We start from the raw sequence: 14,148 nt of genomic DNA, 5'->3' as shown, positions 1-14,148 counted from the left end.
GACCAGGTATTATATTGATTGTTTTCAGATAAAATTTCTCATAAATTATTTTTTTTGTAATTAATTTATAAACAGCTGTTTAATTATTTTAGCTGAAATTTTATGCGAAAAAAGCACTGAAAAATTTGGAATTTAAGAGGGTTTTACTATCTTTGCAGTCCCTTAAATAAAGGGATTTACTTAAAAAAGTAAGTGGCCGACTCGGTAGCTCAGCTGGTAGAGCAATACACTTTTAATGTATGGGTCCTGGGTTCGAATCCCAGCCGGGTCACAATCAAAAAAGAACTACTGTTTCAGTGGTTCTTTTTTTGTTTTTTGTCCCTTCCGGATTTGAAGCCGTTGTGACGTATATTGGATCAGTACAAAAGGTTGTTGACCCAGCAAAAAGTTGAGTTCATCCGAATAGAAAAAATGTGATGTTCTTTACCAATTAGAATCAACAGTTGTGGAGATAGGGTTTCACGCAAAGTTTCATGTTTGTGTGTACTTTATTTTAAGTGAGCTAAGAAGGGATCAATTTTGAATCGATCTGAAGAAGCGAGCGCATAATCACAAAGCTTCATCAGCGACGAAGTCGCATTACTTAGCCTCCTAAAATAAAACACTCGAATCACTAATTCTTTGCGTCAATTAAATTCAATAAACACAAACAATATTATCCCCCAGCTTTTGCGCTTGATCCTGTATATTTGTACTCTATCATGAAAATTGAGCCGGAATATGAAATTCATTCATCCCATTGATTCTACCAAATTTATCCTTTCTGAACTTCGTCACTGTACGGAAAACTATATGCAGAATCCTCAGCGGGCAGATTTTTTTGAAATGATCTGGCTCAGAGAGCTTTCAGGAGATTTCCGAATGTTTCTTATTCCTCCGTATCGGTTTGTAGAATTGGATATTCATGATAAAGACGGGGTTATCATTGCTTTTAAAAGAGATTATCTGGAAGAAGATGATAAAGAATACGCATTGGATGTTTTCAACCTTTTCAATATGCATGGGCAGTCTACCAGTTTTCTTATAGATCAGAATACCCTGGAGACACTTCAGCTTTTAAAAGGATTGATGGAGAAGGAGTGCCACAATGCTATGGGGACCTATCTTGTTTTAAAGGCTTTGTTGAAAGTATTTCTGCTGAATCTGATTCGTATCAGTCAACATTATTTTTTACATCAGGATGTCAATCAGAAGCGGGTCTATCAGTTTATCATGCTGATGGACGAACACTATAAAACAGAACGAAAAGCTGATTTTTATGCTTCGAAAATGGGGATCAGCGAAAAAAGAATCAATCAGATCCTGAAGGAGAAAATGAATAAAACCCTTACCCAGTTGTTGCATGAAAGGCTTATGATAGAAGCAGACAGGATGTTGAAGGCCAGTGAACTGACCATCAAGGAAATTGCCTTTCATTTAAATTTTGATGATCCCGCTTATTTTTCCCGGTTTTATAAAAAACAGAAGGGGCAAAGTCCTGAGGATTTTAAAAAAGATATTGATTACCCATAATATTGTCCTGCTTTTCATCTTCGGTTATTCTTTCCATCATCTATTTTTATCACATAAATTCTTTGAAGTGAATTTCTATGACGCATTATTTCCAGATTGTACAGGTCGATTAGGAGATAGTGCATGAATTCCGGTTTCTGTCTGATTTAAATTTGTACTGTGATTAATACGTTAAAAGGCTTACCTATAAAAGGATAGAGTAGGTATATGCAGGCTCTGAATCTGTATGCTGGAGACTTTTAATGATAAAATACAATTAAAAATATCGAGTATGAAATTGACAAAAGAAACCGAAGAAGTAATGTTTAAGGATATAAATAACCTTTTATCCCCCAAACCCCTTGCTCTGGAAGCCGGGATCAAAAGACTGGAAAACGGAATGCTTCATGTTGCGATGAGAAATGTGCTGCAGAATTGCAACGGTAAAATGCTGGACTGGTGGTTCAAGTATTTTGAAACAACTGAAGATTTGAAGCTGTGGCATCCCCATGACCACGTAGAGCACAGTGGCTGGGATCATCAATGGATTAAACATGAAAATTATATAGGAGCTACCATCCATGCTACAGAATCTCTGGGTGATATTCCTCCTGTAGCTGCTACCATTAAATTTCATGATCCGGCAGAAATTTTTAATTCTGATATTCTAAAAAATGCGTACACTCATGGGGAAGTGAGTGCTGTGGTCTATGCGAGAATTGGTTTTGGAGACCATACACCGATAGATACCAATGGAGATCCTTTAGATGGCTATATGTTTCATGTAGCAAGAGATACTGTACAGGGATGTACCTTGAGAAGTCATTTTTTTCTTGGTGCTTTATCGGCAGATACTGAAAGTTCATTGCCTGATGAAATAGGGTTTGGTTTAATGGAGCATTGTTACAGTGAATTTACTTACCTGTCCAAAGTTCTTCCCTCTCTTTATTATGCTAAAAACAAGGCTGGAGATCAAGCACCTCTTCTTTGGTAACAACAGAAAAAATAATTTTTACGAAAAAAATGACGATAACACTATGTGACTGTTTTCATGTAGTGTTATTTTTCAACTTGTTTTTTATCAGTTGATTGTATTTTTTTATTAACCCTCTTGCTTAAAAACATTTCGTTCGTGAGGCCAAAAGAAAGAAATTTTATACTAAAAATGTCTGGTAAAAATTTGGAGTTAAAGAAAAAGTTTCTATCTTTGCAGTCCCTTAAACAAAGGGATTTACTTAAAAAAGTAAGTGGCCGACTCGGTAGCTCAGCTGGTAGAGCAATACACTTTTAATGTATGGGTCCTGGGTTCGAATCCCAGCCGGGTCACAATCAAAAAGAACTACTGTTTCAGTGGTTCTTTTTTTGTTTTTATAGCAGACAAATTATAATAATTGTTGCAGCTTGATCCATAAAAACTCAGATTGTTATATAATTTGCAGACAATATTGCCCTGAAAAATGGCATAAATTACTGTTTTAAAGACCTTTCTAATGGAAAGCCATCGTAATAATATCTCCAGCTTTCTTATTAGAAACGGAAGTGTTCTCCAGGCGTGGTAATGTTCCCTAAAAGTCATCATAAATATTGACTCTTTTTAAAGGATTAATTTTTTTAAAATGTAAAGCAATGAAAATATTTGACTTATGGATTTTGATGAAATTTATTGGGATAAAAAGTCGGAAAAAATTTGGAGTTAGAGAAAAAGTTTTTATCTTTGCAGTCCCTTAAACAAAGGGATTTACTTAAAAAATTAAGTGGCCGACTCGGTAGCTCAGCTGGTAGAGCAATACACTTTTAATGTATGGGTCCTGGGTTCGAATCCCAGCCGGGTCACAATCAAAAAGAACTACTGTTTCAGTGGTTCTTTTTTTGCTTTTATAGCAGACAAACTATGGTGATTGTTGCAGCTTGATTTTCATGTGACAAGATAAAAACGGATCATGCTCAAAAGCTGTGATAAAACAATTGAATAGCGATTGATTATTCTAAATTTTATAAACGCAAAGAATTAGTGATTCGAATACTTTATTTTAGGAGGCTAAGTAATGCGACTTCGTCGCTGATGAAGCTTTGTGATTATGCGCTCGCTTCTTCAGATCGATTGAAAATCGATCCCTTCTTACCCCACTTAAAATAAAGCATACACAAACTTGAAACTTTGCGTGAAACCCCATCTCCACAATTGTTGATTCTAATTGGTAAAGAACATCACATTTTTTCTGTTCAGATGAACTCAACTTTTTGCTGGCCCCACAACCTTTGGTACTAATCCATAAAAACGGATCAGGTTCAAAAATTTGGGAACAGTACAAAACATACACTATTCTTATTGAATGAAACAATGTATTTTAAAAAACGCAAAGTAAGCTCATTTGAATGTTTTATTTTAGGGAGCAAAGAAGAGCGACTTTGTTGCTGATGAAGCTTCATAGATATACATTCGCTTAGAAAGAATTAATGAAATTGGTTCCATCCTTTGCTCCCTTGAAAATATGAGATAAGAGGCTAAAAACTTTGTGTTAAACTAAATTCTATAAATAATACAATATTATCCCCCCTGCTTTTGCAATTGATCCAAAATAAACCTTGGCAGGTAAATTTTAGCCGACATGGTATTGTAATCGTATCACTGGCGGGACATTTGAATCTAATCCGGGAATTCCATCTGTTTCATGACCTTCAATCTCTGTGAATCCTGCCTTTTTATAAAGAAAATAGGCACTGTCATTTCCGGGACTTACTTCCAGGGTGATTTCAGAGCAGCCGAATTCGTTGATCGCTTGCTGAATGACCGCTTGTATCAGCTCCAAACCTATACCTTTCCCATGGAATTCCTCTTTCGCATACATCTGGTAGATACTTCCCATGCTGTCTTCTTTTTTTACAAAAGCACAGATACCGATAAGTTCCTGATTGGCAAAAGCTCCCATCATAAACATGCCCGGTACTGAATTTTCAATATCGGTTTCCATTCTGAGTTTTTTGGTGTTCAGAGCTTCCTGGTAGGTGGCTGCAAATGAATCCGGGTATTTTTTAAGGCTTTCCAGACGGATGGTTCTGTATATTTTACTTTCTTCCGGGAGAAGTTTGCGGTAGCTGATCTTCATGGCTCTGTTTTCATTGTTAATAATTCGTTTTTTAAAAATAAATAAAAAACTGATTTTATCAGCTATCAGGTAAGCGGAGGCTGCTGGTATTTTCTTTTGTACAGTCGATTTTCTGTTAATAAATCCTCTTGCCCGTTCTTAAAAATCAGTCTGTTTTTATTTATAAAATTAAGCATAGCCTATATTAATATTTGGTAAGAATCCCCTATATTTTTACTTAAATTATGTATATTTATAGAAGAGATAGTCAGAATAGCAAATCGGCAGATACTCTTACCGGATCATTTATTGATGCTTAGGTAGGTATAGAGGAAAAGCTGTAATTATATCAAAAAGCAAGTCCCATTAAAAAAAATATAACATATCCGGTAATCATGATGAAAACAATGATCTGCATGTTTTTTGTGGGTCTATTGCTGTTAATGCTTTCCTGTAAACGAAATTCAGCAGAAAAGGATAGAGAAAAATTTGATACCTCACTCATCAACCGAAACTCAGAACTCCATCTTTCCGGAGAATATGAAGCGCTTATCGCTCTCAATGTAGACTACCTTAAAAAAGCTGCTAAAATGAATTATAAAGCAGGGAAGGGGCTTTGCTATCTCAATCTGGCAGACGTCAATGTTTCTACAGGAAACTACGAAAAGGCGTTATTCTTTTTCAATAAGGCGGAAAGAGACCTGGAAGACTCGGGCAACTATTATCATAAAGCACTGTATTATAACGATTATAGTTTGTATTATCACCATCTTGAATTGTATGATAAGGCTGTCGCCTATAACAGTAAAGCATTTTCTTTTATAAGAAAAGCAAAAAAATCTGAGCTTAAAACGAAACTTCAGTCAAGACTCTATATCAACCGGGGAATCTATTTTGCCAAAAAAAGATGGCCGGGTACCTCTCTGAAATGTATTCTTAAAGGAAATGAATTAGAGCATTCTGCATACAGCAATTGTATGGTTGCCCAATATTATCTGTATTTTCATCAGCCGGATTCAGCCGGAATATACATATCCAGAGCAGATGAAAAAATGCTAAGTGAGAAAACAAGTGATGTAGAATCTCTGTGGGTCTATTATACTCTGGGCTATTATTATAACGAGGTCAATAACCATGATAAGGCTGAAAAAAACCTGAAAAAAGCTCTTGAGATTAATATAAAAACAAGACGTACCTATTCTACCCATATCAATGGGGTGTATAAGGCACTGGCAGAACTGTACAGGAAAAAGAATGATGGTGGCAGAGCCTATTACTATTTAAAAAAATATATGGAAGAAGAAGGGAAAATTGATGAAGTTCGGCTGGCTACCATGAATAAAGCTACTGAAAATTTTATTTCAGAAATGAAGAACGAGTCTGACTGGCACAAAAATGATCTTCCGTTATTCATTGCACTATCCATTACAGTACTCACGGTTTCAGGAGTATACGTAAGAAAGGTGATCAACGTTCTGAAACTGAAAAAGAAGACTTTAAAGATGGAGACCGAAGAACTGAAAGACCATATGTATACCAAACAGCTGGACGAGGTTATTGAGCTTGCTAAGAAGAATGATTCTTCTTTTTTGTTGAAATTCAGAGATTTATATCCGGATTTTATCAGTGAGCTTTTAAAGATCAATCCTGAACTTGAAAACTCGGAACTGGCCTTTTGTGCAATGCTGAAGCTGCGTTTTTCATCTAAGGAAATTGCAAATTATACCTTTGTGCAGCATAGATCTGTTCAGCAGAAAAAATACAGAATAAGAAAAAGGCTTAATATTCCGGGGGAAATGGACATTTATGAATTTTTTGAAAATGTGAAAATGTAAAAAAAGTACCGAATTTTTTCTTTACAAATGAAAATACTGTAAACTATATCGTGTAATCAAATAATAATTAAAGAAAATATAATATTATTCGCTTTATAAAGTTATTCTTTTATGATAATTTATACAGGAAATTCAGTTTAAATAAAGATAGCATATGGTGCGTATTTTTCTTTTGGTTTTATTGATCATCTTGGTTTCATGCCAGTCCCATTCTCAGAAGGAACGTGAAAAAAACTTTGACGTGCCGTTGATGACACAAAATGAAAGACTGCGGCTTTCAGGTGAATATGATTCTCTGGTTAACCTCAATAAAAAATATTATAAGAAAGCAGAAGAAACAGGATATGAAGAGGGGAAAGCTTTGTGTTATATAAATCTGGCCCAAATTAATATCTCACTGGAAAATTATCAAAAGTCAAAGATCCTTTTTGATAAGGCAGAAAAGATACTGAAAAACTCAGAAAATAATATCCATAAGGCTATATTTTATAACAATTACGGCCGATTAAATAATGAGCTGGGAAGAATTGATAAAGCATTTGCATATAATAATACTGCCTTAAACTGTGTTGAAAAAGATTCACGCTCCAAGCTAAAAAATAGAGTGCTTTATAATGTTTATATAAGACAAGGCCAATATTACGTACAGAAAAATCAATATAACAAAGCACTGGAATTTTTTAATAAAGCAAGAAAGTTTGACAATACAGGTATTGCTGATTGTGCCATAAGTGATTATGTCTATATGTATAAAAATAAAGATTCTGCGTATAAATATATTGTAAGGGCCTATCAACAAATGAGCTTAATCAGGCAGGAGGATGCTATTGCGCTCAATATACGTACGATCATGGGAGAATACTATCTTGCCTATGGAGAATATGAAAAGGCAGAAAAAGAATTTTTGCAGGCTTTGGAGATCGATAAAAAAACACGGCGAATCTTTTCCCAATATACCAAATATATCTATAATGATCTTAGGAGATTGTATGACAAGATGGGAGACAAAGAAAAGGCCTATTTTTATCTGAATGCCTATACAGAAGCAAAAAATAAGACCAATACCGCTTTACTGGCTACGATAAACCATGATATGGAGTCCTTTATTACACTTACCCAGGAAAATACGGAAAAACATAAAAGCAGGATACAGTGGGTGATCCTTTTTTCACTTGCAGGTCTTTCATTATTAGGAATATATGCCTGGAGGGCCATCAGTATACTCAGAAAACGGAAAACAGACCTCAAACTTGAAGCAGAACATCTGAAAGCCCGTATGACAGATAATAAACAAGAAGAGATCATGGAGCTGGGCAGAAATAATGATCCTGATTTTCTGAAACGCTTTAAAGAAATCTATCCGGAATTCATAGATCAGCTGCTCACCATCAATCCAGGCCTTGAAAATTCAGAATTGGCCTTTTGTGCTATGCTGAAACTGCATTTTACCTCCAAAGAAATTGCAAGCTATATTTTAGTTCAGCATAGGACCGTTCAGCAAAAAAAATACAGAATCCGAAAAAAACTGAACATTCCGGGTGAAACCGATATTTATGATTTCTTTGATGCTTTAGGATAAAAAAAACTGTCTGATTCATCAGGTCAGACAGTGTTCGAAATATTCTCTTTTCACCACCTGTATTTTTTTAGTGGCTTTGTGCTCAAATTTGAAAAATTTTGTTCAAATAAGGAAAAAAAGCTCTACTACACAGATACTACAATCAATAATTCAATGTTTAAATATTTGATGTTTAGGATGTTGTGGTGTTTGGCTAAATTCGATGTCAGATTTGTATAAAGTGGGATTTATTAAGATAACAGAGTTGTTTTTTAGAAATAAGGAGTTGAAATCAAGATTTCTTTCAGAGTAAATTCTTCTTTACATCAGTCTTGTATTTTTCTGCGTATGGTACAGTTATTTCAATATTGCTGTTTTTCTCTTAAAATCAAATGATCAATAGTTTGTTTTTTAATACTCTGATAATTAGTGTTTTATATCAATGTTGTATATGTGTAGTAGGGTGTTTTTATGCTTTTTTGAATTTAAAATATAGATTTGCGAAAGAATTTTAATACAAAATAGTTGCTAAGCTTATTTTTTGAATTATTTATTCGAATAATCATTGAAATGACACAAATGAATCTCCGGAATCAGGATCTAACGGAGAGAAAAATATTTATTTTCAGAGGGAAAAAGTTGAGGCTGTCTCAAAAGGTAAACTAATGCTCTGAGAATCTCCTAAATGACAAAATTTGTCAGACAGGAGTCCGAGAGAGGGGGTACTTTTGAGACAGCCTCTTTTTTTATTTTGAATGCAGATGTCCTTCGAAAAAATTCAACATTGTGACAAGTGCTTTTTCAGAATGCATCCGTTCCCCATTTTCAAGGGATTCTTTTGTAGCGGCAGAAGCCCGTTTGCACATATTATTTTCATAAGCGGAAATAGCTTCCTGTAGAGTACTATAGTGGCTATTGGTTAAATATTCACTGAGTTCCAGGGCATCAAGCATAGCCATATTAGCCCCTTCACCTGCAAACGGAGGCATTACATGGGCAGCATCACCCATCAGGGTCAGGTTGCATTTTGTTTCCCACGTCTGCTCCAGAGGCATATAATAAATAGGTCGGGGGATAAAAGGAATTGCTGCATTTTCAAACAGTTCGTACCATATTTCATTCCACTCAGGATAGGATTTTTTAAACCACTCCAAAACCTGTAAAGGATCAGAAAAGTTCAGACCACTTTCAGCAGCCCAGTTTTCATTTGCTTTAAAGCTTGCATAAAAACCAAGATCACCGTTGCCTTTTTGTCCCAGCAATATATTTTTAGCATTTCCAAAAGCCATTATTTTGCCTCCATTGATCAGAGCATTGATGTGAGGTGCATTTTCTTTTGAAACATTTCCTTCCAACATAATGATTCCCGAATAAACAGGTTGATGACCTGTGAGATAAGGGCGAATCTTTGAATTGGCACCATCTGAAGCAATGACAAGATCTGCATAGGCCGAAGTTCCGTTTTTGAAAAGAAGAAGCCAGCCGTCACCCTGAGGCTCCATAGCGATAAAATGGCTGTCCCATACCACAGTTTCCGGTTTCAGGGAAGCCAGCAGCATATTTCGTAGAGGACCCCTGTCTATCTCAGGCCGGAAATGTTCAGCACCAAAATCTTCATCAGGTTTTCCTTCATGATCACTGAAAACGATTTCCGCCTGCTCGTTGACGATCAGCATTTTGTCTGCTCCGGGGCGGTATGTCTTTTTAAACTCCTCCAAAAGTTCAGCTTTACGGATGGCCTCCAGCCCGGAATCTTCATGCATGTCAAGCGGAGAGCCCTGTACACGGGCATATTGGTTTATATCTCTTTCATATACTTTTACATTGGCATTTTTCAATTGTAAAAGTCTGGCCAAGGTAAGTCCTGCGGGACCACCACCAACGATTGCTATTGATTTATTGTTGATCAGCATTTTTATTTAAATTTTACAGGACAAAATTACTTTCCCTTCAACACTGATAATAGTACAAATCGGTCGTTTTTATTTTTTGATAATTCTTTAGGGGCAACTCCCGAAAACTTTTTTACTTCCTTGATGAAATGGTTCTGATCTGTGTAATTCAGTTCAGGAAACAGTTTTCCTTTGGCAATATGCTCCAGCGAGGCTCTGAAACGTAAAATCGTAGAGTAGGCTTTCAGAGATAATCCCAATTGTTTGGTGAAATAACGGTTGATCTGCCTGCTGCTCCAGCCTACTTTTTCAGAAAGTTCATGAACACTCATTTCGCCTTTTGAAGTGTAGAGAAGTTCAAAAAGCTTACGTTTTCTGTCATCTGTTTTCTGAGGGATCAGTTCTTTTATCTTTTGTGTTGCTTTTGCACAGCAAAGTTCAAAATTTTGAAGATCATCAGCCTGAAAACTCCAGAAACCAACAGGAAGATCCCTTGCGCTATTTAATACATCAGCAATAGAGGTGTTTAGAATATATTCCACAGCAATAGGTTTGAAACTTACTACAAAAGCCCGGGTAAACGGAGGAATAAACCTTTGCTCAGAATAGGTCTCAAGACCGATAAGGGCAACCTGGAAAGAATGTGTAGAAGATTGCATAAAGAACAGATCAATTCTCCCATCCGGAATAATAACCACTTCTTTCACTTCCTGAGACTCATTATAGAACGTTCCCAGATTCTCTACAAAATCTGAAATACTTTCATCAGGCTCAATAAAGTGAAATTGAAAGTCATGATCTGCCATGGTAAATGCTCTTTGTTTTTTAACGGTTTAAATTACAAAAATAGAACAGATGTAGGAGATAAAAATAAAGATCTTTTGAGATGCTGATCTCTCTGGTTACAAATGATACAAAAGTCTGTTAAAAAATTGGTTCAATCCGGAGGAAGAGAATATAATCGCTACGAATGCACGAGTTTTTTCCTCTTACCTGTGTATTCTAAGACATCTGCAAATTATATCTTGTTAAGATTACAAAAGACTCATTTCTTTTTACAACCACAAACAATTCTATAGACAGGTTTACAGTACATCGCATTAATGATCGAATTATGTATTTTACAACACTTTTATTCGTGCATCCGTGGCAAAATAAAAATCTACAGAATATTTGCTGAAAATCTATGATTTTATTGCACCTTACAACACAACCCTTTTAGAATTCTTTACGTCTTACAACAACCAAAATCAACAAAAAACCCAGATTATCAAAAGATAACCCAGGTCTATCAAGATTAAAAAAAACTAAATTAAAAAGAATATCCCACAGAAACCGTCACATTTCTTGGAGCTCCCGGGAACGCCCGGGTATAATCAAACCCACCCAGAAAATAATATTGATCAAAGATATTATTCACATTCACAGCCATTTTCATCTTTCCGATATGGTAATAAATAGCCGCGTTTACAGTGGTATAAGAAGGCCATTTTCCCCAAAGGGCATTTCCGGAACTGTCTTTTCCGATACTGTTGTCCATACGTCTGGTCCCCACATAATAAATTCCTGCTCCGAATCCTAAACCTTTCACAGCAGAATCGGAGAATACATATTTTACCCACATACTGGCCATATTTTTAGGAGCACCGGGTAAAGCCTGGCCCACTTCCGAAGCGATAGAAGAGGATTTTACCTCAGTATCGTTATAAGTATAATTTCCCATGATCTGAAACTCCTTTGTCAGCTGCCCGCGTATATCCAGTTCTACACCTTTTGAAACGGCCTCTCCGGATTGTCTGTAAACCGGAAACCCTGTTGTGGCGATCTCACCGGTAGCGATCAGCATATTCCGGCGTTCGATCTGGAAGAGAGAAAGGTCCATTTGTAGCTGGTTTTTAAAAAATCCAGTCTTAAGCCCTGTTTCGATCTGGAAACTGTGTTCTGCGGTAAAAGGCTTGTCGGCACCATAATCCTGATAGTTCTGGATAAAATTGGCACCTACAGGAGCAAACCCCTGTGAATAACTTGCAAAATAATTGATCTGATCATTGATCTGGTAGGTAAGGCCGATACGTGGCAGCCATGCATTCTGTGTAGCATGGTAACGATCGGAAGAACTTACCGTTTCAGAATAATAATGCTCATGACGTAATCCCAGAATAATTTTAAGCCTGTCAGCAAATGAAATCTGATCCTGTACATAGATTCCCGTCGTTTTGTAAGGGCTTAAAAAAGGATAATTTCCCTGTGGCAGCCACATATAATTACTCAGGTCATGAGTAGTATAGGTAGGATTATTGAGATCAAATGTCAGTGGTATGGTTTTACCGTCTATTTTTTGCTGTCTGGCTTCCCGTTGCTGATTATTACTGTCGCCTTCATATTGGGCATAATCTACTCCGGCTATGATATGATGTTCGGTTTTTCCGCCCGTCAGATCCCATTTCAGGTAGACAACAGAATTATCTGTATAATCTTTTCCATGGCGGTCAAAGAAACGCATATTCATGATGGTATTATTCGGGGCATCTGCATAGCTGTTCAGGGTACGGTGCTCATTCACGTCTTCCTGATAGATCGATTTCATGTAGCTTGCATTTAAAGAAAGATTGTGCGTAAGGCGCTGACTGAGTCTTGCACTGAATGACAGAGTTTTCGTATTGTAAAAATCCGAAGGCTGGCTTAGTGTAAAAGAGCGGTCCAGGGCATAAAAATCATTGTTTCTTAGTCCCATTCCACGATCCAGATACCCATGAAACTGATCATATACCAGGTCAATATCCACCTGAGTACCATCAAGTGGTCTAAAGGTAAATGACGGCGCAATCATGAAGTTTTTCTGCTGATTCACATTTCTGAATGTTTTGCTGTCCTCATATCCTGCATTCAAACGGTACAGAATCTTTTTTTCTTTATCCAGCGGACCGGTCAGGTCAATACTTGTACGGATGGTCTGAAAGCTGCCTACTGAAAAATTGACTGAACCTTTTTGTTGATCTAAAGGCTTTTTAGTGACCATATTGATGGTTCCGCCGGGAGTGATGTCCCCGAATAATGATGCTCCAGGACCTTTCAGAACGGAAACACTTTCCAGATTGATCGTCAAAGGAGAACGGTAATAACTGTTTCCGTAGCTGTAGCCTGAACGTAACCCGTTGACAAGGCGGATTCCGGTTTCATAGCCGCTTTTAAAACCTCGGATAATAAGATCATCATAAGACGAAGCTGTTGTTACTCCTGCCAGATCCTGGGCAACCTCACGGGTGGTATAAGCCTGCTTGTCTTCCATAAATTCACTGCTGACAATAGAAACCGATTGTGGAAGGTCTTTCAGGTTTCCTGAAAACTTTCCTCCAAGCTCCAGATTATTGGTAAGATAGGAATTGTTTCTGCGGGCAGTGATCAAAACTTCCTGAATATCGGTTTGATTTTCTGCCAGTCGGATGATGATCCCGTTTTTATCATCATAAGAAAGTGAGTCTAGGGTAATATGCGATCCGGAATATCCCTTGGCATCAATCGTTAGCTGAGCCGGATACTGAACGGGTGTGTCAAAGTAAAACTTCCCATCTCTGCTGGTTATCGTTGAGGTTCCCTGATTGATGGAAATGGTGGCATTCGAAATTATTTTACCTTCCTGGCTCAGAACTTTTCCGAAAATAGGATGGGTTTCCTGTGCGGATAAGGCAAAAGGAAGTAAGAGCATCATTCCATTAAGGGATAATACTTTTTTAGTTGTATTCATATATTGTTCTCTGTATTACTTATTCTTGGGCTGAAATCATAAGCTCCATATGAAGCGTGGGATAGGTTCCTTCATAGCAGGATTTCAGAAGTTTAAATTCCTGCTTCAGCCAATATTCATAGGCTCCCTGAAGGAAAGGGTGAGTGTGGAGATACAAACGTTTTATTTGTTTTTGTTGTGCTGTTTTTACCAGTTCCTGGAACAGACGGGAGGCAATCCCTGCTCTCCGGTATTCAGGATTTACAAATAATCGGGCGACCTCTACCGTAGTTTTTTCATCAATATTAAGATGTGGGAAACGATAATCGTAAGGCATCATCCCGATAACACCTATCAGTTTTCCGCATTTTGTTCTGGCTTGTAAGAATGCTCCGGAAGGGGAGTGCAGGTAGTTCTGCTCAAAATTGACCAGGTCTTTGGGAACAATAAGCGGATCAAGCAAAGGATATAGCTGACGTCTGAACTCCATGACATAGGGAAGTACTTCAAAGACATGGTAGTCTTCTACCTTCGAAATGGATATTTCTTCAAGATTATTCAT

The 14,148-nt window shown here is 37.0% G+C and carries 9 protein-coding genes and 3 tRNA genes; 7 read left to right on the top strand and 5 right to left on the bottom strand.

Annotation, left to right across the window (positions count from 1 at the left end):
* Nucleotides 1-198 precede the first annotated feature (198 nt).
* From AC106K_RS22740 to AC106K_RS22720, 5 genes are all read left to right on the top strand, one after another.
* Nucleotides 199-271: transfer RNA gene (locus AC106K_RS22740), tRNA-Lys, on the top strand.
* 449 nt (nucleotides 272-720) lie between these two features.
* Entirely contained in the window at nucleotides 721-1,512 is a 792-nt protein-coding gene (locus AC106K_RS22735; protein WP_482447761.1) for a helix-turn-helix domain-containing protein, read from the top strand.
* A 271-nt stretch (nucleotides 1,513-1,783) separates the two neighbouring features.
* Nucleotides 1,784-2,485, top strand: coding sequence for a DAPG hydrolase family protein (locus tag AC106K_RS22730; protein WP_482447760.1), 702 nt, complete (start codon nucleotides 1,784-1,786; stop codon nucleotides 2,483-2,485).
* 259 nt (nucleotides 2,486-2,744) lie between these two features.
* A tRNA-Lys gene (locus tag AC106K_RS22725) sits at nucleotides 2,745-2,817 on the top strand.
* Between the two features lie 434 nt (nucleotides 2,818-3,251).
* Nucleotides 3,252-3,324: transfer RNA gene (locus AC106K_RS22720), tRNA-Lys, on the top strand.
* Nucleotides 3,325-4,091: 767 nt separating this feature from the next.
* On the opposite strand, the gene AC106K_RS22715 is transcribed toward AC106K_RS22720, so the two are convergent.
* The gene (locus AC106K_RS22715) at nucleotides 4,092-4,598 is read right to left on the bottom strand and encodes a GNAT family N-acetyltransferase (RefSeq protein WP_482447759.1); all 507 of its coding nucleotides are present in this window, start codon (nucleotides 4,596-4,598) and stop codon (nucleotides 4,092-4,094) included.
* 374 nt (nucleotides 4,599-4,972) lie between these two features.
* Between AC106K_RS22715 and AC106K_RS22710 the strand changes: the two genes are divergently transcribed.
* Together AC106K_RS22710 and AC106K_RS22705 are read left to right on the top strand one after the other, a co-directional pair.
* Entirely contained in the window at nucleotides 4,973-6,412 is a 1,440-nt protein-coding gene (locus AC106K_RS22710) for a tetratricopeptide repeat protein (RefSeq protein ID WP_482447757.1), read from the top strand.
* Between the two features lie 250 nt (nucleotides 6,413-6,662).
* Complete coding sequence (locus tag AC106K_RS22705; protein ID WP_482447756.1) at nucleotides 6,663-7,991, top strand: tetratricopeptide repeat protein; 1,329 nt, start codon at nucleotides 6,663-6,665, stop codon at nucleotides 7,989-7,991.
* 725 nt (nucleotides 7,992-8,716) lie between these two features.
* Here the strand turns inward: AC106K_RS22705 and AC106K_RS22700 are convergent.
* From AC106K_RS22700 to AC106K_RS22685, 4 genes are all read right to left on the bottom strand, one after another.
* Nucleotides 8,717-9,883, bottom strand: coding sequence for an FAD-dependent oxidoreductase (locus tag AC106K_RS22700; protein WP_482447754.1), 1,167 nt, complete (start codon nucleotides 9,881-9,883; stop codon nucleotides 8,717-8,719).
* A 26-nt stretch (nucleotides 9,884-9,909) separates the two neighbouring features.
* Nucleotides 9,910-10,668: a helix-turn-helix domain-containing protein gene (locus AC106K_RS22695; protein ID WP_482447753.1), complete on the bottom strand. Its 759-nt coding sequence runs from the start codon at nucleotides 10,666-10,668 to the stop codon at nucleotides 9,910-9,912.
* Nucleotides 10,669-11,174: 506 nt separating this feature from the next.
* Nucleotides 11,175-13,607 (bottom strand): TonB-dependent siderophore receptor, encoded by a 2,433-nt coding sequence (locus AC106K_RS22690; RefSeq protein WP_482447752.1) that lies wholly within the window; start codon nucleotides 13,605-13,607, stop codon nucleotides 11,175-11,177.
* Between the two features lie 19 nt (nucleotides 13,608-13,626).
* Nucleotides 13,627-14,148 carry a GNAT family N-acetyltransferase gene (locus AC106K_RS22685; protein WP_482447751.1) on the bottom strand — a complete coding sequence of 174 codons (522 nt, stop codon included), beginning with the start codon at nucleotides 14,146-14,148 and terminating at the stop codon, nucleotides 13,627-13,629.

This window comes from Chryseobacterium sp. FR048 (assembly GCF_056844665.1).
This window is presented reverse-complemented; position numbering and strand designations above follow the sequence as displayed.